Source organism: Alphaproteobacteria bacterium (assembly GCA_030739735.1).
GTDB lineage: Bacteria > Pseudomonadota > Alphaproteobacteria > UBA7887 > UBA7887 > UBA7887.
Genome location: JASLYQ010000001.1, coordinates 45,242 through 66,244, shown reverse-complemented (window position 1 = coordinate 66,244; position 21,003 = coordinate 45,242). Strand labels below are relative to the sequence as shown.

Annotated in this window: 25 protein-coding genes and 1 pseudogene; 20 read left to right on the top strand and 6 right to left on the bottom strand. The window is 63.3% G+C overall.

Translation table 11 applies throughout. The features are described 5' to 3' along the window. Positions 1–121 precede the first annotated feature (121 nt). From pqqA to serC, 6 genes are all read left to right on the top strand, one after another. Complete coding sequence (pqqA, locus tag QF629_00330; GenBank protein MDP6011984.1) at positions 122–196, top strand: pyrroloquinoline quinone precursor peptide PqqA; 75 nt, start codon at positions 122–124, stop codon at positions 194–196. 88 nt (positions 197–284) lie between these two features. After that, positions 285–569, top strand: coding sequence for a pyrroloquinoline quinone biosynthesis peptide chaperone PqqD (pqqD, locus tag QF629_00325; GenBank protein ID MDP6011983.1), 285 nt, complete (start codon positions 285–287; stop codon positions 567–569). Continuing rightward, positions 541–1,722, top strand: a complete 1,182-nt coding sequence (gene pqqE / locus QF629_00320; protein ID MDP6011982.1) for a pyrroloquinoline quinone biosynthesis protein PqqE — start codon at positions 541–543, stop codon at positions 1,720–1,722. The genes pqqD and pqqE (QF629_00320) overlap by 29 nt, the downstream gene beginning before the upstream one ends. A gap of 33 nt (positions 1,723–1,755) precedes the next feature. Next, a complete protein-coding gene (gene pqqE / locus QF629_00315) occupies positions 1,756–2,850 on the top strand; it encodes a pyrroloquinoline quinone biosynthesis protein PqqE (protein ID MDP6011981.1) in 1,095 nt (364 codons plus the stop codon). 107 nt (positions 2,851–2,957) lie between these two features. Continuing rightward, positions 2,958–3,470 carry a urate hydroxylase PuuD gene (locus tag QF629_00310; protein ID MDP6011980.1) on the top strand — a complete coding sequence of 171 codons (513 nt, stop codon included), beginning with the start codon at positions 2,958–2,960 and terminating at the stop codon, positions 3,468–3,470. 4 nt (positions 3,471–3,474) lie between these two features. Beyond that, on the top strand, positions 3,475–4,581 hold the full coding sequence (gene serC / locus QF629_00305; GenBank protein MDP6011979.1) for a 3-phosphoserine/phosphohydroxythreonine transaminase: 1,107 nt from the start codon (positions 3,475–3,477) through the stop codon (positions 4,579–4,581). 99 nt (positions 4,582–4,680) lie between these two features. Here serC and QF629_00300 read toward each other — a convergent pair whose 3' ends face one another. Beyond that, positions 4,681–5,784 carry a 5-methyltetrahydropteroyltriglutamate--homocysteine S-methyltransferase gene (locus tag QF629_00300; protein ID MDP6011978.1) on the bottom strand — a complete coding sequence of 368 codons (1,104 nt, stop codon included), beginning with the start codon at positions 5,782–5,784 and terminating at the stop codon, positions 4,681–4,683. A gap of 91 nt (positions 5,785–5,875) precedes the next feature. Here QF629_00300 and QF629_00295 point away from each other — a divergent pair, with 91 nt between their 5' ends. From QF629_00295 to QF629_00265, 7 genes are all read left to right on the top strand, one after another. Further along, positions 5,876–6,580 (top strand): transglutaminase domain-containing protein, encoded by a 705-nt coding sequence (locus QF629_00295; protein MDP6011977.1) that lies wholly within the window; start codon positions 5,876–5,878, stop codon positions 6,578–6,580. Continuing rightward, the gene (gene dctP, locus QF629_00290) at positions 6,577–7,578 is read left to right on the top strand and encodes a TRAP transporter substrate-binding protein DctP (GenBank protein MDP6011976.1); all 1,002 of its coding nucleotides are present in this window, start codon (positions 6,577–6,579) and stop codon (positions 7,576–7,578) included. Before QF629_00295 ends, dctP begins: the two co-directional genes overlap by 4 nt. A gap of 160 nt (positions 7,579–7,738) precedes the next feature. Continuing rightward, positions 7,739–10,024 (top strand): heavy metal translocating P-type ATPase, encoded by a 2,286-nt coding sequence (locus tag QF629_00285; protein MDP6011975.1) that lies wholly within the window; start codon positions 7,739–7,741, stop codon positions 10,022–10,024. Between the two features lie 122 nt (positions 10,025–10,146). Beyond that, a complete protein-coding gene (locus tag QF629_00280; protein ID MDP6011974.1) occupies positions 10,147–10,422 on the top strand; it encodes a hypothetical protein in 276 nt (91 codons plus the stop codon). 56 nt (positions 10,423–10,478) lie between these two features. Next, positions 10,479–10,871 carry a cytochrome c gene (locus QF629_00275; protein MDP6011973.1) on the top strand — a complete coding sequence of 131 codons (393 nt, stop codon included), beginning with the start codon at positions 10,479–10,481 and terminating at the stop codon, positions 10,869–10,871. Position 10,872: 1 nt separating this feature from the next. After that, complete coding sequence (gene cobD, locus QF629_00270) at positions 10,873–11,856, top strand: threonine-phosphate decarboxylase CobD (GenBank protein ID MDP6011972.1); 984 nt, start codon at positions 10,873–10,875, stop codon at positions 11,854–11,856. Continuing rightward, the gene (locus QF629_00265) at positions 11,853–12,395 is read left to right on the top strand and encodes a histidine phosphatase family protein (GenBank protein MDP6011971.1); all 543 of its coding nucleotides are present in this window, start codon (positions 11,853–11,855) and stop codon (positions 12,393–12,395) included. Before cobD ends, QF629_00265 begins: the two co-directional genes overlap by 4 nt. Here the strand turns inward: QF629_00265 and cobS are convergent. Next, on the bottom strand, positions 12,385–13,143 hold the full coding sequence (gene cobS / locus QF629_00260; protein MDP6011970.1) for an adenosylcobinamide-GDP ribazoletransferase: 759 nt from the start codon (positions 13,141–13,143) through the stop codon (positions 12,385–12,387). The genes QF629_00265 and cobS overlap by 11 nt on opposite strands. Before the next feature lie 20 nt (positions 13,144–13,163). Here cobS and cobT point away from each other — a divergent pair, with 20 nt between their 5' ends. Further along, a complete protein-coding gene (gene cobT, locus QF629_00255) occupies positions 13,164–14,165 on the top strand; it encodes a nicotinate-nucleotide--dimethylbenzimidazole phosphoribosyltransferase (GenBank protein ID MDP6011969.1) in 1,002 nt (333 codons plus the stop codon). Here cobT and cobU read toward each other — a convergent pair. Then, positions 14,152–14,691 carry a bifunctional adenosylcobinamide kinase/adenosylcobinamide-phosphate guanylyltransferase gene (cobU, locus tag QF629_00250; protein MDP6011968.1) on the bottom strand — a complete coding sequence of 180 codons (540 nt, stop codon included), beginning with the start codon at positions 14,689–14,691 and terminating at the stop codon, positions 14,152–14,154. The two genes, cobT and cobU, sit on opposite strands and share 14 nt — an antisense overlap. 119 nt (positions 14,692–14,810) lie before the next feature. On the opposite strand from cobU, the gene QF629_00245 reads away from it, so the two are divergent. Genes QF629_00245 through QF629_00235 form a run of 3 tightly spaced genes read left to right on the top strand, consistent with a single transcriptional unit; the run spans position 14,811 to position 15,875 of the window. After that, entirely contained in the window at positions 14,811–14,999 is a 189-nt protein-coding gene (locus tag QF629_00245; GenBank protein ID MDP6011967.1) for a CbtB domain-containing protein, read from the top strand. Between the two features lie 4 nt (positions 15,000–15,003). Further along, entirely contained in the window at positions 15,004–15,696 is a 693-nt protein-coding gene (locus QF629_00240; GenBank protein MDP6011966.1) for a CbtA family protein, read from the top strand. 17 nt (positions 15,697–15,713) lie between these two features. Further along, entirely contained in the window at positions 15,714–15,875 is a 162-nt protein-coding gene (locus QF629_00235; GenBank protein ID MDP6011965.1) for a hypothetical protein, read from the top strand. On the opposite strand, the gene QF629_00230 is transcribed toward QF629_00235, so the two are convergent. Both QF629_00230 and cobA read right to left on the bottom strand, forming a co-directional pair. Further along, positions 15,850–17,151, bottom strand: a complete 1,302-nt coding sequence (locus QF629_00230) for a cobyrinate a,c-diamide synthase (protein MDP6011964.1) — start codon at positions 17,149–17,151, stop codon at positions 15,850–15,852. The genes QF629_00235 and QF629_00230 overlap by 26 nt on opposite strands. After that, complete coding sequence (gene cobA, locus QF629_00225) at positions 17,148–17,960, bottom strand: uroporphyrinogen-III C-methyltransferase (protein MDP6011963.1); 813 nt, start codon at positions 17,958–17,960, stop codon at positions 17,148–17,150. The genes QF629_00230 and cobA overlap by 4 nt, the downstream gene beginning before the upstream one ends. A 52-nt stretch (positions 17,961–18,012) precedes the next feature. On the opposite strand from cobA, the pseudogene QF629_00220 reads away from it, so the two are divergent. The 3 genes and pseudogenes from QF629_00220 (at position 18,013) to QF629_00210 (ending at position 20,086) form a co-directional block, all read left to right on the top strand. Then, a pseudogene (locus QF629_00220) lies at positions 18,013–18,324 on the top strand (ABC transporter ATP-binding protein). An 8-nt stretch (positions 18,325–18,332) separates the two neighbouring features. Next, complete coding sequence (locus tag QF629_00215; GenBank protein ID MDP6011962.1) at positions 18,333–19,385, top strand: cobalt-precorrin-5B (C(1))-methyltransferase; 1,053 nt, start codon at positions 18,333–18,335, stop codon at positions 19,383–19,385. Next, positions 19,370–20,086, top strand: coding sequence for a cobalt-precorrin-6A reductase (locus QF629_00210; GenBank protein MDP6011961.1), 717 nt, complete (start codon positions 19,370–19,372; stop codon positions 20,084–20,086). Before QF629_00215 ends, QF629_00210 begins: the two co-directional genes overlap by 16 nt. Here QF629_00210 and QF629_00205 read toward each other — a convergent pair. After that, the gene (locus QF629_00205) at positions 20,073–20,954 is read right to left on the bottom strand and encodes an MBL fold metallo-hydrolase (protein ID MDP6011960.1); all 882 of its coding nucleotides are present in this window, start codon (positions 20,952–20,954) and stop codon (positions 20,073–20,075) included. The genes QF629_00210 and QF629_00205 overlap by 14 nt on opposite strands. Positions 20,955–21,003: the final 49 nt, after the last annotated feature.

The window sequence follows — 21,003 nt, the reverse complement described above, 5'->3', positions numbered from 1 at the left end:
AGGGCGGCAAGGCTAGGGTTCGTCAGTTGCTTGAACGGCGCTCAAGGGGCTTCCACGTGGCCCACTGCCGATATACGAAGACCGCGTCCGTTCGATGGCTGTAACCATGGAGGAGGCTCCTATGAAATGGGTTGATCCCGCATATTGCGATCTGCGCCTTGGCTTTGAAGTCACCGCGTACGTCTACGTCCGCTAGGACATAAACGAGATTGGAAGGGGGGCCGCGCTGGCTCCTCTTTCAAGCTTCTCACGTTTCATCTTTAGCCGTCGTCAGGAGACCGGTTATGTCCGATGCTCCGGCATTGTCGCGACAGGATCATGTGGAGATCAATCCGCTCTACATGTTTCGCTGGGAAGATTCGCAGGACTCGCACATCTTGCTTTACCCGGAAGGCGTGGTGAAACTTAACCAAACCGCCGGTGCGATCCTTGAGAGGATCTCCAAGGGTCTCTCGGTAGGCGAGTTGATTGACGAATTGCAGCAAGATTATGTCGACGGCGACGTTGCCGATGGCGTGTTTAAGTTCCTGGAGATGTCCCATGCCAAAGGCTGGATCCAACGCAAGTGAGGTTTCCCTCGACGGACAACAGAACCCCATGTGGCTCTGTTGCGAGCTGACCTACCGCTGCCCTCTAAAGTGTGTTTGGTGTAGTAATCCCCTCGATTTCGATCGTTACCGCGAGCTTGAACTCAGCACCGCGGAATGGAAGCGGGTGCTGCGCGAGGCGCGCGCGCTCGGTGCGCTGCAACTTGGCCTGACTGGCGGCGAGCCGGCAGTGCGCGACGACCTTGAGGAGATAGTCGCCGAAGCCCACAGCCTCGGCTATTACACCAATCTTATCACCAGCGGCCTGCACCTCAACCGGGGCCGTCTGGAGGCGCTGAAAGAGGCTGGGCTGCACCAGATCCAGGTCAGCATCCAATCCTGCGATCACGATGTTTTCAAGGATTTGATGGGCGCCGACGCGCTTGATCACAAACTTGCCATTACCCGCGAAATGAAGGCGCTCGACTTCCGCATCGTGCTCAACGTGCCGGTGACCCGCGACAGTATGGATCAAACACCTCAGATTCTGGCCATGGCCGAGGAGTTGGACGTCGATTACGTGGAGTACGTCCAGGTTCAGTACTACAACTGGGCACTCCTCAACCGCGGGCAGCTTCTGCCCACCCTCGACCAACTCAAGCGCGCCGAAGCCCAGGTTATGGAGGCTCGCGAACGATTGGCTGACAAGATGACGATCTACTTCGTCATCAACGACTACTACTCGGTGGAGATGGGCGGCGAGCGCGCCGGCAAGCCCAAGGCCTGCATGAACGGCTGGGGTGCCATCCACCTTACCATCGCACCTGATGGCGGGGCGTTGCCCTGCCAGGAGGCACGCGTCCTCAAGGACATCGACTTCCCCAATGTGCGCGATCACGACCTCGCTTGGATCTGGCAGGAATCGCCGGAGTTCAACAAGTTCCGCGGCGACGACTGGATGAAGGAGCCCTGCCGCAGCTGCGACGAAAAGGACATCGACTTCGGCGGTTGCCGCTGCCAGGCTTATTTGTTGACTGGCGATATGGCCGGTTGCGACCCGACTTGCACCAAGTCGCCCGACCATTATCTGATCGAGCGGGTAAGAGAAGATGCCATGCGCGTGCCCTACGTGCGCAAACCCCTCGTCCGCCGCCAGCCGGGTGCCGTTATGACTGAAGTCGGAAGCACATCCTGAGGTTCTTATATAGTCGGAACTGGGGTTAAGCCGATGCCGGGTCCGGAAACCAAGGTCGATGGGTCACGGACGCCTGTTTGGCTGTATTGTGCGCTCACTTATCGCTGCCCACTGGCTTGCGCGACGTGCCCAAATCCCCTGGATTTTGAACGCTACGCAGAAGCTGAGCTGGCAACGGCAGAGTGGCTGCGCGTGCTGGAGGAAGCACGCGCGCTGGGCACTTTGCAGGTGGCGTTTACCGGCGGCGAGGCAATTTTGCGCGATGATCTGGAGGTGCTGATCGACAAGGCGCGTGAATTGCAGCTGTACAGCAATCTCATCACCGGCGGCGTTGGTCTGGATAGTCCGCGTGCTGTGGCACTGAAGGATGCCGGTCTCAACCAGGTCCGCATCAGTTTGCCGGCGGGCGACAGGGAGCATGTAGACGCTTTGACGGGTGCACCCGCGTTCGACCAGAAGATTGCCGCTGCGCGTGCCGTCAAGGCGGCCGGCCTGCCGTTGCTGTTCACCATCACCTTATGCCGCGACACGATAGAGCAGCTGCCCGATATATTGTCACTGGCCGAGCGGCTCGGCGCCAATATGGTGGAGGTGACCCAGGTCCGCCCCACTACCTGGGCGGCGCGCAACCGCGAGGCGCTTTCGCCGAGCCGAGAGCAACTAGCGGCGACGCGGACCTGGATCGCAGATGCCAGCCAGCGCCTCAAGATTTTTACCGCCCTCGACGACGGTGACAGTGGCAGGCCGCAGCTTTGCCGCAACGATTGGGGCACGGTTCGCCTAACCGTGTCGCCGGATGGCACGGCGCTGCCCTGCCGCGATGCCGTTGCTATTGATGATCTCGCATTCCCCAATGTGCGCGAGCATGATCTCGATTGGATTTGGCACCGCTCGCCCGCTTTCAACCGCTTTCGTGGCAGCGACTGGATGAAAGTACCCTGCCGCGACTGCCCGGACAAAACGGTCGATTACGGTGGCTGTCGCTGTCAGGCCTATCAACTCACGGGAGACGCCGCCAATGCCGACCCGGCCTGCGCCCTGGCGCCCGACCATGACCTGGCCTGGCCGCAAGCGGGCTCGCGGACACCGTTGGTCCATCGTGGCTCGGCGATTGAGACCGTGACATGAAACTGCCGCATGACTCCTTTACCGGCACACTGGTGACCGGCTTCCTGCTTTCATTGTTATTGGTGGTCGTCTTCGGCGAATATCAGCTCGCCGATCTGGAGCGCGCCATGGAGGCTGCAAGCGTTGATGCCGTTCTACGCTGGCTGCACGTGCTCGCCGGTATGGTCTGGATCGGCCACAATTATGCCGGTTTGGTCCTGGTGCCGATATTTCGTCCCTGGAACCCGGCGCAAGATCAGGGAGAAGTCACGACCTCGTCCTATATGGGCCGACAGACACGCGAGCATGCCATTTTCCGTTACAGCTCCGTGGTAGCTTGGGTTACCGGCATGCTCATGCTGTGGCGCCAGGAGGGCATGCTGGTCGAGGCGCTGACGCTGAGTGGCTATGCAGCGCCGATTGGTGCTGCGACGTGGATAGGGACAATCATGTTGGCCAACTTGTGGCTGATCATGTGGCCGCATCAGAAAAAAGTGCTGGGCTTCGTTTCGGCACCTGACGAGGAGCGTATCCGCTGCTCGCGCATCACCTTTCTCAGCGCCCGCACCAACACGATCCTGTCGATTCCGCTGATCCTGCTGATGGTGGCGGCGCCCCACGCCCCCGGTATCTTCGAGTAGGCAGATGGCGGTTTTGGCCGAAGAGCGATCGGGCGTGGCCTACAACTTTGCCGCCGGGCCAACCATGCTACCGGAGCCGGTGCTGCTGCGTGCCCGCGACGAGTTGCTTAGCTGGCACGGCAGCGGCATGTCGGTTTGGGAGATGCCATTTACCGGCGAGAATTTCCGCTCCATCGTCGCAAGCTTTCGTGACAATCTGGCGACACTGCTCGACCTGCCAAAGGGCTATAGCATACTACTAATGCACGGCGGCGCCTCGACCCAGTTCTCTCTATTACCGCTCAACCTGCTGCCGCCGGGCGCCAGTGCAGATTATGCCGAGACCGGCCATTGGGCACGTAAGGCGATCCGCGAGGGCCGCCGCTATGGTGATATTCGCATCGCCGCGACCGGAACCGACAGTAGTTTCACACGCATCCCCGCCATGGCGAGTTGGCAGCTCGATCCGGCTGCCGCTTATTGCCATATAACCGACAACGAGACCGCCGAGGGCAGCGAGTTCCATTGGCTGCCCGAGACCGGCGCCGTACCGTTGATCACCGACATGACCTCAAGTTTTCTCACACGGCCGCTCGATGTGGCGCAATACGGCATGGTCTATGCCGGAGCACAAAAGAACATCGGCCCGGCCGGGCTAGTCCTGGTGCTAATCCGCAACGACCTGCTTGGCCATGCGCGGCCCGAGACCCCGAGCGTGCTCGACTACACTGTGCAGGCGGGAAACGAGAGCATGGTCAACACGCCGCTGACCTATCCCATCTATCTCGCCGGGCTGGTGCTCGACTGGATTGTCGACCAGGGCGGTCTAACGGCGATGGCAGCGGCAGCGCGGCGGCGCAGCACCATGGTCTATGGCGAAATCGATGCAGACGACTTCTACGAAGGGCCCGTTGCACACGAGGATCGCTCGCGGGTCAATATCTGCTTTCGCATCCATGACCGGGCGCTGGAAGCGCGCTTTCTAGGGGCTGCGGACGAATGCGGCCTCGCCAATCTTAAAGGGCATTCGGCCATCGGTGGCATGCGCGCTAGCCTCTACAATGCCATGCCGGACACTGGCGTTGATGCCCTTATCACCCTGATGCGGCACGTCCGGCGCCGTTGGGGATAATCAAGTGAACCATAACCCGCTACCCCCTGATAGAGGCAACACCGCCCTTGCCAATCTTCGCGACGGCTGCCTGCAAGGCGCCGCCGTTCTGGTGCCGTACTAAGCCTCGCCCCAGACTAGCTCCGCGGTCTGGACTACGCGTGCCAACTTCGCGCGTTGGTCGTTCTCCGTGATAGGGTTGCCACCCGCAACACTGGCAAAGCCGCATTGAGGGCTGAGGCACAGTCGCTCGAGGGGGATGTAACGCGTCGCTTCGTCGACACGCTTGGCCAGCGCTTCAATCTCTTCCAGCTTTGGCGTCTTTGTGCCGACGAGGCCGAGCACGACGATCCTGTCAGCCGGCACTTCGGCTAGTGGCGAGAAGTCGCCCGCCCGCTCGCTGTCATATTCGAGAAAGAAAGAATCGACCTTCAATGTATTGAACAGCTCTTGCGCGACCGGACCATAGCCGCCCGAGGCCATCCAACGGCCCCGGAAATTGCCGCGGCAAAGGTGGATCCCCACATGCATACCATCCGGGCGCTTCGCAATGGCGCGGTTTACAACATCCACGTAGAGCTTGGTCAGTGTCTCCGGGTTCTCGCCGAAACTCTTGAGCTGCTCGCGGATGGTAGGGTCGCAAAGCATCGCCAGTGGCACCTCGTCGAGCTGAACGTACTGCGCGCCGGCTTCGTGCAATGCCGCGATCTCCTTACGATAGACCGCCACTAGGTCCTCCCAGAACTCGTCCAGGTCGGGATAGATCAAGCTGTTCGCGCACTCGCGCCCCGCAAAAAAGTGAAAGGCCGACGGCGTTGGCATGGTGACCTTGGGTAAACGGTCGGTTTGGCTGCGGATGGCTTCGTATTCGCTGAGCGTGATGCCACCTTCGCGGCGGATCCGCGCTGTGGCGCAACAGGTCGGCCAGCTGTGCTCGCCGTCGTCCTTGTCGTGGAAGCAAAACCGTGATGGCGTGGAGCCGAAGGAGCCGGGCATCGCCTCAAAAAAGGCGGAAAACCAAGAGGCGCGGCGAAACTCGCCGTCGCTGATAGAGCGCAGCCCGACCTCTGTCTGCATGCGGATGGCCTCAGCCGTTGCCGCTTTCAGCGTCGCCTCATAGGTCGCCGGATCGTCTTTGCGCGCGGCATTGGCGCGTTTCAGCGCTGCCGGACGCAACAGGCTGCCGATGTGTTCGGCGTGAAAAGGCAGGCGGTCTTCGGACATGGCTCACTCCCGGCATCGCTTGACGTGGCGCGCCACTGCGGTCAGGTTGGCGCGCCCGAGTCGGGTATAACCAGAAAAACGCGCGAAAACCATGGCGACTAGCACGGCAGTGGTGAACACTGAAAACTTGGCCCCCTATCTGGCGCCCGGCCGTTTCATCGATAGTGATCATCCGACCATTAAGGCCTACGCGGCCGAGGCAGCCGGCGACGCCAAAGACGAAGTGGATATTGCCTGCCGGCTCTATTACGCGGTGCGCGACGATCTGCTGTACGACCCCTATGGCGTGCCGACCACACCCGAAGGCTTTCACGCCAGCGCCTGCCTGGCGGCGCGCAAGGGCTTTTGTATCACCAAGGCGGCACTGCTGGCAGCTTGCGCCCGTGCCATGGGGCTCGCCGCCAGGGTTGGCTATGGCGATGTACGCAACCATCTGGTGACGCAAAAGCTGTGCGAGATCATGGGAAGCGATCTCTTCGTCTTTCACGGCTATACCGATCTGCTTATCGAGGGCCGCTGGGTGAAGGCGACGCCGGCTTTCAACAAGACGCTATGCGATCGCTTCGGCGTGAAGACGCTCGAATTTGACGGGCGCACGGACTCGCTTTTCCACCCATACGATATCGCTGGGCGCAAGCACATGGAATATATCCGCCAGCGAGGCACCTATGTCGATGTGCCCTATGACGAGATCCGGACTGTCTGGTTCGCCACATATAGGCGTGACATGGTTGACAGCGGATTCGCGGTCAAGGATGGCGACTTCCACGCTGAGGCGGCGGCGGAGCGCGAGTGATCCGCCACGTCGTATGGCTGGGTCTGTTGGTGGCGGTGCTTGGCGTTGCGGCCAGTGCCGGCCAGGCGGCGGAAACTCTGCGCATCACTCTGCAGCTGCCGATCACGACGCCGCTCGGACAGAACCTCGTCGCCTTCAAGGAGCGCGTTGAGGCGTCCAGCGACGGAAGCTTGCGCGTCGAGATCTATCCCAGCGCCCAACTTTTTACCGACCGCGAGGTGCCGACAGCGGTTGCTTCGGGTCAGATCGAGATGGGCGTGTCGTCGCTGGCGCGGTTCGCCGGCACTATTCCCGCGGTCGATATCTTCACGGTCCCGTTCTTGTTCAACACGCCGGCGCTCGTAAAAGCGGCGACGGCACCGGGTTCACCCGTGCGCGGTCCCCTCGATGCGGCGATGGCCGCTAAGGGCGCGCGGCCACTGTGGTGGCAGCCCTATGGCATGTCCATTGTGATGTTGAAACAGGACGAGCCGGCGCGCCTGCCGGACGCGTTGCGCGGTCTCAAGATCCGCACCTTTGGCAAGGCGCTCGAGGCCTTCGTCAACACGCTTGGCGGCGCGGCTACGAACGTTTCCGGCTCGCGGCAATTTCTGGCCTATGAGCGCGGCACCGTCGATGGCGGCATGACGGGTCTTCTAACGGTGGCCGATCGCAAGCTTTACCAGGTGCTGGGTTCGCTGACCCTGACCAACCATTCGGCAATCGAGTTCGTGGTGCTGATCAACGAGCGTTTCTGGCAGAGCCTCGACGAAGGTCAGCAAGTTATTCTGCACGACGCTGCCGTGGCGGTGGAGCAGGAACTGCGAGGCGGCTTTGCCGCGATCGAGGTCGCGGCACTGGAGACCGCCATCGCCAACGGCATGGCCGTCCATCATTTGAGTGAGGCGGAGCTCGCGGCCTGGCAACAGGCCACGGTACCGCTGCGCGATGCCTATCTGGCTAAAGCAGGGAATCTCGGCGCCGAGCTTCTCGCTGCGGCTAAAAATCTCGCCCCCTGATCCATTTCATTGGTGCTACATGTATCTATGAACACCCTGCCGCTGGGGCGCAGCACTGGGACATTCAGCTGAAATTAGCCACCGCCATGGTGGATGGTGACATACGACGTCCGAGTTTCGCCCTTGACCTTACTGTAACTGCAACCTTTATATCTGGAGTGTGAACCCGCATCCCGATATTCCAGAAACAGAGACCGATCCCGTCTGCGGCATGTCGGTCGACCCGACGGTTGGCAAGCCGAGTCGGGTGCATGGGGGCACGGTCTATCATTTCTGCTGCGCCCGCTGTGCTGAGCGTTTCGTCGCCGATCCAGACGGCTTTCTAAACCCGCAGGCGCTTGACGGAGATGCCGCGCTTGCACCTGGCGGCTATCTCTGTCCGATGTGCCCTGAGGTGCACAGTGATGTTCCGGCGCCGTGTCCGAAATGCGGTATGGCGCTAGAGCCCGTGACGGTGGCGGCGGAGCGCCCACCCGACCCCGAGCTTATCGATATGACCCGGCGGTTTTGGGTTGCGGCGGTGCTGACCGTACCGCTTTTCACCATTACCATGGGCGAGATGGTGGTCGGTAAGCTGCTGTCCGGGACTTGGAATGCTTGGATACAGCTAGCCTTGGCGACGCCGGTTGCGTTGTGGGCGGGTTGGCCGTTTCTGGTGCGCGGCTGGCGTTCTCTGGTCACCGGCAACCTCAATATGTTCACGCTAATCGCCATCGGCACGGGCACCACGTACCTCTATAGCCTGGTCGCGGTGGTGGTGCCGGGTGCCTTTCCCGAGGGCTTTCGTTACGGCGGCGCCGTCGGGCTCTATTTCGAAGCGGCGGCGGTGATTACGACACTGGTTCTGCTCGGCCAAGTGCTGGAGCTACGCGCTCGTGAGCGCACAGGCGATGCCGTGCGCGCTTTGCTCGACCTGGCACCCAAGACCGCGTTGCGTCTCGGCAACGGCGAGGAAGAGACGGTGCCGCTGGCACTCGTACATAAGGACGACCGCTTGCGCATCCGACCAGGTGAAAGCGTGCCCGTCGATGGCATCGTTCTCGAAGGCAGTAGCGCGGTTGACGAATCTATGGTTACGGGTGAATCCATTCCGGTTGAGAAGCGTGCTGGCGACACACTCGTTGGCGGTACGCTAAACGGCGCGGGTGGCTTGGTCATGCGGGCCGAGGCGGTTGGTGACAAGACCCTGCTGGCGCGCATCGTACGTATGGTGGGTGAGGTGCGGCGCAGCCGCGCGCCGATCCAGCACGTGGCCGACACGGTCGCGGGTTATTTTGTGCCCGCCGTGCTCGTCTGGTCTGTTCTCGCTTTTGCCGCCTGGGCTATATGGGGCCCGCCGCCGGCGCTCGCGTACGGGCTGGTGGCGGCGGTATCTGTACTAATCATTGCCTGCCCCTGCGCCCTCGGCTTGGCTACGCCTATGTCGATCATGGTTGGCGCCGGCCGCGGTGCAAGCATGGGCGTCCTAATTCGTAATGCCGAAGCGCTTGAGCGCCTGGAGGGCGTAGACACGCTCGTGGTTGACAAGACAGGTACCCTTACCGAGGGCGTACCACGACTGCGCCAAGTCGTCGCCCTTGACGGCGATGAGGACCGGCTGCTGCGGCTCGCCGCAAGTCTGGAGCGCGCCAGCGAGCATCCATTGGCCACCACCATTGTCGACGCCGCGAAGCAGCGCGGCCTGGTGCTGACCGGGCCCTTAGATTTTGTCTCCGTCACCGGCAAGGGCGTGAGTGGAAAGGTCGAGGGCATGGCCTGTGGCCTCGGTAACGCAGCGCTAATGGGTCACCTCGGTATCGATATTACCGGTTTGTCTGAGCACCCGCCCGAAGGCGCGACGATCATGTTCGTGGCTATCGATGGCACTGCGGCTGGGCTAATCGCCGTTGCTGATCCGATCAAGGCAACAACCCCGGCAGCGCTCGAAGCTCTGCGCGAGGAGGGCCTGCGTGTGGTTATGCTGAGCGGGGATGGCCGCGGCGCGGCTGAGGCCGTGGCGCGGGAACTTGGCATTGCGGAAGTCGAGGCCGAAGTGTTGCCAGAGCGCAAGAGTGAAGTCATCCGGTGTTTGCAGGCAGATGGGCGCGTCGTGGCCATGGCCGGCGACGGTGTCAACGACGCTCCGGCATTGGCACAAGCTGATGTAGGCATCGCCATGGGCAGCGGCACTGATATCGCCATCGAGAGCGCCGGCGTAACTCTGGTGAAGGGAGACCTGCTCGGCATCGTGCGTGCCCGTCGCCTGAGCCGCGCCACTATGGCCAATATCCGCCAGAACCTGTTTTTCGCGTTTTTTTACAATGCGCTCGGGGTACCCATCGCGGCGGGCGCGCTTTATCCTGTGATTGGGCTTCTGCTGAGCCCGATGATCGCTGCCGCGGCGATGAGCCTGAGTTCGGTCTCGGTTATTAGCAACGCGTCGCGGCTGAGGAGAGCAAGCCTATGAATCTTGGCCAGGCGGGACAGCAATCAGGCCTTAGCGCCCGAACCATCCGCCATGATGAAGATGTCAATTTGGTTGTTTCAGAGCGCTGGACTAATGGTTGTGGGACTTACGATTCTTGCGATATGCACGAGTTCTGCGTCCTGCAGCGCGCCCGCAATCTCAGCCTTTCCATCGGTGACTCCCTCTTACTGCTCATACTCTACGAAGACAGGGAGCGTGTCTCGGTCAACGTTAAGAGTATTGTCGGAACATATTTTGCCGAGATAGACGACAAATTCGCCGGCCTACAAAGTCTGCGCGGCGTGCTCGCCCGTCTGGGTTGCGCCTGCCGTGGCGACGAGATGTCCGTTTGTCCAATCTTCGACGGTCTGGCCGGTGAGGCGGGCTCAGAACATTGACGTACAGGCTCGTTATCTCCCTGGCTGTTGTAGCATCTGCCGGCGCTGCCTGGTGGATTTTGTGCGATGACGGCACGTTGCTGAAGCCGGACGATCCGGCAATTACCGCGCGCGGTGCCGAGATATACACTGAAGTCTGCGCAAGCTGCCATGGCGATGCGCTCCAGGGTCAGCCAAACTGGGGCGAGAAGCTGCCCAACGGCCGGATGCCCGCGCCGCCCCATGACGAGGCCGGGCATACCTGGCACCATACGGACGCGGATCTCTTCGCCATCACCAAGCACGGCACGGCAGCGCTCGTCGGCAATGACTATCAAAGCGATATGCCCGGCTACAGCAAGATCTTGAGTGACGACGATATCGTTGCCGTACTCTCTTTCATAAAAGAGAGCTGGCCACTCGAGGTGCGCCAACGTCACGACGAGATTAACCAGCGCGGAGGCTACTGAGGTGGCAGCGGGATCGCTGGCTGACGATCCCGCCCATGGCGGCGAACTGGCCTGGGCTAGGCGCCGTTTTCCGGCCGCTGGCGCGCCCTGGCTCGACCTTAGCACCGGCATCAATCCCCACGCGTATCCCTTTTCGGCGCCCTGCGATACGGTCTGGACGCGTCTGCCGGAGTCGGTGGATATCGCTGCGCTGAATGAGGTGGCCGCGGTCTGCTATGGCGCGGCAGGCGTGGAGAACGTTGCAGCGGTGCCGGGTGTCCAGGCGCTCATCCAGTTGCTACCGCGCCTGTGCGATCCGGGACGCGTAGCGGTGGTCGGGCCAACCTATGCAGAGCATGCGCGCGCCTGGGCGGCTGCTGGACATGCGGTTGAGATTGTTAGCGGCATATCCAACCTTGTGAATCGTTTCGACACCATCGTCGTCACCAATCCGAACAATCCCGATGGCACGTGTCACGCACCGGATTTGCTGGCGGAACTCGCCGGGCGCGTAGTGATTGACGAATCCTATACTGACGTGGCGTCGGAGTTCAGCCTTGCCGGGCGGGTCTCCGGACAAACGTTGGTGATGCGCTCCTTCGGCAAGTTCTACGGGCTCCCCGGCTTACGCCTCGGCTTTGCCGTTGCCGCACCAGACGTGACGGCGCGAGTTCGCGAAGCCTTTGGACCCTGGCCCGTGAGCGGCCCGGCGGTGGCGGTGGGGCGAGAGGCGCTCGCGGATGCCGCATGGGCCGATGCTATGCGTGGGCAACTGACTGGCGAGATTTCCGCGCTCGATGCCGTTCTCGCCAAAGCTGGTCTTGGCGTTGTCGGCGGCACTGACCTGTTCCGCCTCGTCGAAAGCCACCAAGCTGATGCCGTGTTCGAGCGCCTAGGGAATCACGGTATCCTGGTGCGGCGCTTTGTCGAGCAACCCGGATGGCTGCGCTTCGGTCTGCCTGGATGTAGAACATCGCTGGCCCGTCTTGAGAAGGCTCTAGCATGAGCAGCCGTTGGTGGTGGCTGCGCCATGCGGCGAGTGCGGTCGGCAAGGGTGTATGCGTCGGCTCCAGCGATGTGGACTGTCTCGACCCGGACCCCGCGACCCTGGCACGGGTTTCAGCGCTTCTGCCGGATACCGCCATTTGTCTGACCAGCCCGCGCCTGCGTGCCAGACGCACTTTTGCGGCCTTGCCCGGCTTCGCGCTTGCCGATGCCGAGCCAGCCTTTGCCGAACAGGACTTTGGCGCCTGGGAAGGGCAGCTTTACGAGCACATCGATATCGATTTGTCGTCCCCGGCCACCTTGCGTCCGCCCGGCGGCGAAAGCTTCATCGATGTGTTGGCGCGCGTCGGCGCAGCAATTGACCGTATCGAAGGGGCCGAGATTCTCGTTGTGGCACACGCTGGGCCGATCCGTGCTGCACTCGCCAAGGCATTGGATCTCACGCCCGCAGGTGCCCTATCGTTACGCATCGATCCGCTGTCGCTTACGTGTCTGGTGCGCCACAGCGATGCCTGGTTGGTGGAATTCGTCAATCGCTGAGGGCGACCAGAGCCAAAAGGGCGGCGATCTCGGCAAGCACCTGAGCAGCGCCGATGACATCACCGGTCATGCCGCCGATGGCGCGTCCTACCAACCAAGCAACCAATAGCGCGGCAAATGCCGCCGTCGCCGCGGCAAGTATTCCGGCAGGACCGGATATGACCAGCGCAAGAACAAGCGCGATCAGCGCGCCTTCGATCACGCCCCCCCATGGCGGTGTGCCGGCGCTGGCGGCAAGACCGTCATCGCGAGCTGGCGGCAACAGGGCCATGGGCCAGGCCATGATGGCGCGCGAGAGAGCCGCAGCCACCACCAAGCCCGCCAGTGCATTGTCGGCCAGGCCGGCGACGGCGGCGATGCGCAAGACCGTGGCAAGAATCAAGGCTAGCACGCCATAGGTGCCGATGCGGCTGTCGCGCATGATTTCCAGGCGTCTTGCGCGCTCGTAGGACCCGAGACCGTCGACAACATCCGCCAAACCGTCCTCGTGCAGGGCCCCGCTCAGCAGCACCTGGCAGGTCACGGCGAGAGCCGCTGCCAGCCAAACACCGAGACCGAGGAATTGGGACGCAAGGCAGACTGCGCCGGCGGCAAGGCCGATCGCTGCACCAACCAGCGGGAAGGCGCGACAGGCGCCGGCGACCGCCGCTATGCCGCGGCCTTCCGGCACAGGCAGCGGTAGGCGCGTGAGGAATGCAGCAGCGACGCGCAAATCGTCGAACCGTGATATGACCTGCCGGGAGTACATGAACGAACGGAGCCCTCATCTTGGATTTTGCCACCATACGCCAATTGCTTAGTGATTTGGCACCCGCCGACGAAGATGCTGTGGCCGCGGCCCGCGCTCGCGACGCGCAGCTCACCAAGCCGCCCGGCTCGCTCGGCAAACTCGAGGACGTCGCCGCCTGGTTGGCCGCCTGGCAGGGCCGCTATCCGCCGCGCGCTGAGATCTTGCGCACAATCGTCTTCGTCGGCAATCACGGCGTGGCTGCGCGTGGTGTGTCGGCGTTTCCGGCGGAAGTGACGGCGCAGATGGTGGCGAATTTCGAGGCCGGTGGCGCCGCCATCAATCAGCTTTGCGACAGCCTAGGTGCCGAACTCAGCGTCGAGGTCTTCGATCTTGACCGACCGACCGCCGACTTCACCTCCGACGCGGCAATGAGCGAAGCTGAGTGTGCCGCCGCGATCGCTACTGGTATGGCGCGCGTCGAGGCGGGGACGGACCTGCTCTGCCTGGGTGAGATGGGCATCGCCAATAGCACTTCGGCAGCGGCGCTAGCGACGGCGCTATTCGGCGGCGACCCGGCCGACTGGGTGGGACGTGGCACTGGAGTTGACGACGCTGGCCTGACGCGCAAGTGCGATACTATCGCCGCCGCCACGGCATTTCACGGCGCCGCGCTCGGCGATCCACTGGAGGTTTTGCGCCGCCTGGGCGGGTTCGAGTTGGCGGCCATCGCTGGTGCCATTATCGGCGCCCGCCGCGCCCGTGTGCCGGTGATGCTTGACGGCTTCATCTGCTGCGCTGCCGCCGCCGTCCTGCAGCGAGCCGCTCCCGGCGGCCTCGACCATTGTCTGGCCAGCCACCGCTCAGCTGAGGCTGGTCATGACCGCATGCTGCAGGTGCTCGGCTTGACACCGCTGCTCGACCTCGGCATGCGCCTCGGCGAAGGCTCTGGCGCTGCGCTTGCCGCACACGTCGTCAAGGCCGCCGTCAAGACCCATGCCGGCATGGCCACCTTCGCCGACGCCGGCGTCAGCGAGGGCTAGCCCCCTTCAGGGTATTCGCCAAACCGGCGGTGACGAAATGGACCCTGTCGGCGACTGCCGCGATATCCTGATGCAGTCGCCCGGCATGGTCGCGGAAGGCGCGGGCCAGCAGGTTGTCGGGGACGATGCCCTGGCCGACTTCGTTGCTGACCAGCACCACGGGTCCGGAGAGTTCGCCGAGCGCCGTGACAAGGTCCGTCGTATCGTCTTCGATGTCGCGGCCCTCAGCCATGATGTTGGCGAGCCACAGCGTCAGGCAGTCGACGAGCAAAGCACGCTGCGGCGCGGCTTCGCGTGCCAGCATGGTGGCCAATTGCAGCGGTGTTTCCAGGGTGCGCCAGCGACTGCCACGGCGGATCTGATGGTGAGCGATTCGTGCCGCCATCTCGGTATCACCCGCCTCTCCTGTGGCGATGTAAACGGCATCAAGGCCACTCGTTTCCACGAGAGCCTCGGCGAAGCGGCTCTTGCCCGAGCGCGCACCGCCCAGCACCAGCGTCAGCGGCGGTAGGGCTAAGCCTGTCATCGTTTCCTTCTCCGTCACGGTACGGATCACCTTGTCGCGAACACGAGCTTTGCCTATAGTTGGGCTCGCCATATTCGCGCCGCCGCACAGTCGGTGGCTCAAATCGCAGGGAGAAGACGATGACGGCAATTGGCGCATGTGTCGAGAGCGGCCCACAGGCCGCACGAGGCCTCGGGACTCTGGCAGCAGTGGTCGCTGCGGCCCTGCTTGGCGTCTTTATTCTGTATGGGGCGGGATTCGCCCAGCCCTCGCTCCTGCACAATGCCGCCCATGACGGGCGGCATGGCATGGCGTTCCCCTGCCACTGAGCACATGTTTCTGAGAATCGCGCTTTCGGCAATCATCGCCGGCGTGCTGTCTGGTGCCTTGCTGACGGCGCTACAGGCGCACAAGGTGCAGCCACTTATCGTTGCAGCCGAGACCTATGAGTTGCAGGCGGCTGACAGTCACGCGCACGGTCATGGCGATGGCGAAGCGCACGAAGCTGGAACGCCGGTAGATGACGGCGAGCGTCTGATACTACGCCTCGGCACCAACGTGTTGCTCGGCGTCGGTTTTGCTCTGTTGCTGAGTGCGACGCTGGTACTGACCGGGCGCCGGCTGGACTGGGGTCAGGGGGCGCTTTGGGGTCTTGCTGGCTTTGTCGTGTTTTCGCTGGCGCCGGCGCTTGGTATGCCGCCCGAGCTGCCTGGTATGGCCGGCGGCGAGCTGACCGAGCGGCAGGCCTGGTGGCTTGGCACCGTCGTCGCCACGGCGATCGGCCTCTGGATCCTGCTTTTGGTTCCCGCGGTCTGGTTAAAGGCCATCGGCGTCGTGCTCATCGCCTTGCCCCATGGCGTAGGTGCGCCCGAAGCACCGGCCGTCGTGGGCAGCGTGCCGCCTGAGATGGCGGCGGCCTTCGTCAGTGCGACGATGGTGGCAAATCTCGTTTTCTGGCTGGTGCTCGGGACGCTCGCTGCAACTGCATTGGCGCGGCTGGGTCACAGCGAAACCCATCCCGCCTAACGAAAGGATTCTCGACGATGCGTAACTTTTCTCTAATCATCGTGCTCGCGCTCGTGCCCGGCACCGCCTTCGCCCATCCTGGTCATGAGACCCAGCCCGGCCTGCTGGTCGCGATCCTTTTGCTGCTTGCGGGCGGCCTGATGCTGCGCACGCTCACGCTGCGTCGACGAGGTGTATGAACGATCCCATGACCCTGCCGGCCCGCAGACCCGCGGGTCCCAACGGCTGGCCCAGCGAATCGCTGGCCTCAAATAACGGCGCCGCGTCGCCGGGGTTGCCCTCAACGTAATGGAACTCGTGCCCGCGGAAGCATGCACCTGCCGGCCCCAGCGGGGTATCTGCGGCGAGCGTGAGCTGGCGATAGCCGAGATGCAGACGCGGGCGCGCAAACGACGTTTCTAGTGGTAGCAGTCCGGCCATTTTGTGCCGGGCGCCGTCGCCATCTACCAGCCCTTCGCCAAGAACCATATAGCCGCCACACTCGCCGTAGACTGCGGTGCCGCTCGCGGCGACCGTCCTGAGGCCGTCAAGAAAGTGCGCATTAGTGGCCAAGTGGCCTGCATGCAGTTCGGGATAACCACCCGGGAGGTAGATGGCGTCGGCCGCCGATGGCGCCTCGTCGGCGAGCGGAGAGAAGCGCGATAGTTCAGCCCCTTGCGCGCGCCAGATTTCAGCAAGGTGATGGTAGGCGAAGGCGAAGGCCGTGTCGGCGGCGATGGCGATGCGCTGGCCGATCGGTGCGATAGAGTTTTGCGCCTTCGGTGCTGGTGTCGTCGGCACCCGGGCCATGGCAGTGAGACGGTCGAGATCCACATGTGCAGCGACGAGTTCCGCGGCGCTGTCGAGAAAGCGCTCCAGGCCATCGTGCTCAACCGCCTGTACCAAGCCCAGATGGCGGTCAGGTATGGCCAGGCGATTGGCGCGGGGAACAGCGCCAGCATGGATCGGCTCCAGGTTCGCGCAAGCTTTTTTCAGTAGTGCTGCGTGGTGCTCGCTGCCGACGTAATTGAAGATCACGCCAGCGACATGCACGTCGTCCCGATGGTTAGCAAAGCCTTCGACCACCGCTGCGGCGCTTGCCGACTGGCCTTTGACGTCGTGCACCAGGACTGTGGGTAGTCCGAGTGCCACCGCCACATCGGCGGTCGAGCCGCCGCCGCCTGCTGCGCCGTCGAACAGCCCCATCACCCCTTCCCCGATGACTAGTTCGGCATCGGCGCAGAGATCCGCGATGATTGCTGCCACTGTGTCTGGCCGCATGGCCCAGGTATCGATGTTGGGACAGGGCCGGCCGCTGGCCGCGGCATGGAAGGCAGGATCGATATAATCGGGCCCGATCTTGAACGAAGCGACACGCACGCCGCGGTTGCGAAAGGCGCGCAGCAATGCGAGGGTGAGTGTGGTCTTGCCGCTGCCCGAAGCTGGCGCGGCCAGGATTAGCGCCGGCGCAGTCACAGGGGATTGGCGTCGAGAGCCTTGCCCGCCGCCGCCCCCAGCCAGTCGAGCCCCGCCCGCAGGCGCACTACATCGCCGACGACGACGATAGCAGGCGGCCCGACACCGGCCGTATTGGCCTCAGCAGCGCAGGCTCCGAGCGTGGTTTCCAGCACCACTTGCGCCGGGGTCGTTGCGGCCGAGATCACGGCGACCGGCTCGTCCGCTGCGCGCCCCCCGGCCTGCAGGCGCCCTGCGATGGCCGCCAAATGGGCCATCGCCATGTAGAGTACGATCACCGGCGAGCCGCTGGCGATGGCCGTCCAATCGAGGGCGCGGGGCATCTCGCCATCGGCCGCGTGGCCGGTAATGAAGGTGACGGCAGCATTGGTGGCACGGTGGGTGAGCGGAATGCCGGCATAGGCTAGTGCCCCGATACCGGCGGAGATGCCAGGGACGACGCGAAACGGCACCCCAGCAGCGACCAGCGCCAGAGCTTCCTCGCCGCCGCGGCCGAAGACGAAAGGATCGCCGCCCTTGAGGCGCACTACCCGCTTGCCCGCCTTGGCCAGCTCGACCAGGCGGCGTGAGATGTCGGGTTGGCGCACCGAGGGCTTGCCGCCGCGCTTACCCGCGAATTCTATGACCGTGTCGGCGCGGACTATGTCCATGACGGGATCGCCAACCAGCGCGTCGTAAACCACTACATCGGCCTGCTGCATGGCGTTCCAGGCATGCAGCGTGAGCAGACCGGGATCGCCCGGTCCGGTTCCCACCAGCCACACCCAGCCCGGCTCAAGGGTTGGCATATCCAAGGGAAAGTCGGTCATGATCGCCGTCTTATAGCAGACTGCCGCAGCCCGCCGAACGCGGAAATCAGCTTGCGAGTGTCTTTCGGGTGGCGAGCAGCAGATACTGGCGATCGCCCACGCGCTGATGGGCAATCCACAGATTCCGTTGCTCGACGGGTCCTCGAAAGGTCTTGCGCTACTCATTTTACGCGCCATCGGCGATCTCATTCGACGGTTGCGCGATATGGGTGTCACCGTGCTGCTGGCCGAGCAGAACATGCATTTCTGCCTCGGCAACGCCAGCCAAGCGGTGATCATTGACAAGTGTCACGTGATCTATCGCGACAGCAACGAGACCTTGAAAGCCGATAACGAGGTGCGCAGCCGCTACCTCACTGTATAATTCATCCCATGAGAAGATCAGAGCGGGAGTTGCGCCGGGGCTGGACCACGGGCGCCTGTGCCGCCGCCGCGGCAGCAGCGGCGTACGAGGCGCTGTTAACCGGAGACTTCCCTGATCCCGTAACCATCACCTTACCCGGCGGCCAGCGTCCGGCCTTCGCGTTGGCCCGCGAGACGCTCGGCCACGGTGTGGCCAGTGCCGCCATCGTCAAGGATGCGGGTGACGATCCCGACGTGACCCACGGAGCGCTGGTGCAGGTGATCGTGCGCTCGCGGGCCGACGGCGGGATCCGTTTTCGCGCCGGCGAAGGCATCGGCACAGTGACCTTGCCCGGATTGGCGTTGGCGGTCGGTGAGCCAGCTATTAATCCGGGGCCACGCCAAATGTTGCGGGACGCCATTGCCAGTGTCGCAACGGCCCATGGTGGCAGCGGCAATATTGATGTTGAGGTGGCGATTCCGAGCGGTAAAAAGATGGCCGAGCGCACTCTCAACCCCCGCCTCGGTATCCGCGGGGGGCTGTCGATCCTCGGCACCACCGGCATCGTCGTGCCGTTCTCCTGCGCCAGCTGGGTCGCCAGCATCCAACGCGGTATCGACGTTGCCCGCGCTGCCGGCCTCGAGCATATTGCTGCCGCCACGGGCTCAACCTCCGCGAATTTTGTGCGGGCACGCTATGACTTGTCAGAGCAGGCCCTGGTCGACATGGGCGATTTCGCTGGCGGCATGCTAAAATATCTTCGCCGCAACTCTGTTGCTAGACTTACCATTGTTGGGGGCTTTGCCAAGATGGCTAAGCTAGCCAACGGTGAGCTCGACCTGCATTCGGCGAGAAGCCGCATCGATATGGCCTGGCTGGCATCACTTAGCGACAATCCGCAAGCACTGGCAACTGCCAACAGCGCTAATGAAGCGCTGCAGCTCGTCGGCAGACCCCTGGCAAACCGTGTCGCGGCTCTGGCGAGAGAGGTGGCGCTGGGTGTGGCGGGCGATGCCGTCGCCATCGAGGTGCTGATCTGCAATCGCCAGGGAGAACTGGTGGGGCAGTGTCCCGCATCCTGATCCTCGGAGGCACGGCGGAGGCGCGGCGCTTGGCCGATTGCCTCGGCGATCACGCGGTTATCACATCGCTCGCCGGACGCACGCGTAACCCCGCGCAGACAGCCGGCGAGATGCGCGTCGGCGGCTTTGGTGGCACCGATGCTCTCGCCACCTATCTGCGAGAGGTCGGGATCGAGGCGGTTGTCGATGCCACCCATCCCTTCGCGACACAGATCTCCGCTAATGCGGTCGCGGCCTGTGTGCAGGAGCATGTTCCGCGCCTGGCGCTGGTGCGCCCGCCCTGGCAAGCCGAGTTCGGTGACCGTTGGACCGAGGTCACCGACGCCGAGGCTGCCGCGCATGCGCTCGACGGCTACGCCAAGGCCTTTCTCGCCGTCGGCCGTCAGGGACTTGCCCCCTTCGGCCACTGCCGCGATATCGCCTTCGTGGTGCGCGTGGTTGAGTTGCCGGAGACCGTGCCGCTTGCACATGCAACGGTTGTGGTCGGTCGAGGTCCCTTCGCGCTCGCCGCCGAGCGAACGCTGCTAGCGGAGCACCATATCGATGTTGTCGTGGCCAAGAACGCCGGCGGCGATCGCGCCAAGCTCGACGCTGCGCGTGAGGGCAACATCCCGGTAATCCTCATCGCCCGTCCGCCGCCGCCGCCAGGCTCGGCTGTCAGGACGGTGGCGGAAGCCGTCGATTGGGTCAGAGTGTTGTGAACCTGCAACGCTCTCCATTGCCGACGATGCGCCCGGCGACGGGATCGGCGAAGTGGGCGGCGAGGATGAGCGTGTCGCTGTCGGCGTGGTCCGCGATAAAGCGCTGGCGGGTGGCGCGGGACTGGGCGGGATCGAAGCAGAAGCGGCTGTTCCATTCTGGATAAGCGCATTGCACCGGGTGGTGCATGACATCGCCGGAGAATATCGCACGCCGGCCGCCACTCTGCAGGTCGAGGCAAACATGCCCCGGCGAATGGCCTGGCGAGGGCTCGATGGTGAGCCCGTCTTCGATCTGGTGGCCGTCGCGCACCAGCAGCGCCTGGCCCGCTTCCATCAACGGTAGCACGCTGTCCGCGAAGCAGCCGTCCTGGCCGCCGGAGCGCTCGGCTTCGCCCGCTTCCATACTTTCCCAATGGGCATACTCATTTGCGTGGAAGAGATAGCGTGCGTTGGGAAAGGTCGGCACCCAGCGGCCTTCAGCCAACCGCGTGTTCCAGCCGACATGGTCCACGTGTAAATGGGTGCAAAGTACGAAATCCACCGCTTCCGGCGCCACGCCCGCCACCGCTAGTTGGTTGAGCAGGGGCGATTGCAGGCGGTGCCAGAGTTTGGTCGAGGGCCGCTCCTTGTCGGAGCCGACGCACGTATCGACCAGGATGGTGTGCCGCGGCGTGCGGATCACATAGCTGTGTAGGCTCATGACAAAACGCTGGCTGGCGGGATCGAGATGGCGCGGCACCAGCCAGTGGCGCTCGCCAGCCAGAGCCTCTTCCGTCGAGTCGGGCAGCAGAAAGCCCGGAAAGAAGCTCGGGCCTTCCGCCTCGATGGTGCGGGTGATGCTCACGTCGCCCAGATGCAGCGGTGTCATGCGGTTTTCTCCAGGTCATCCAACAGGGTTCTTGCCTCGATCAGGTCGA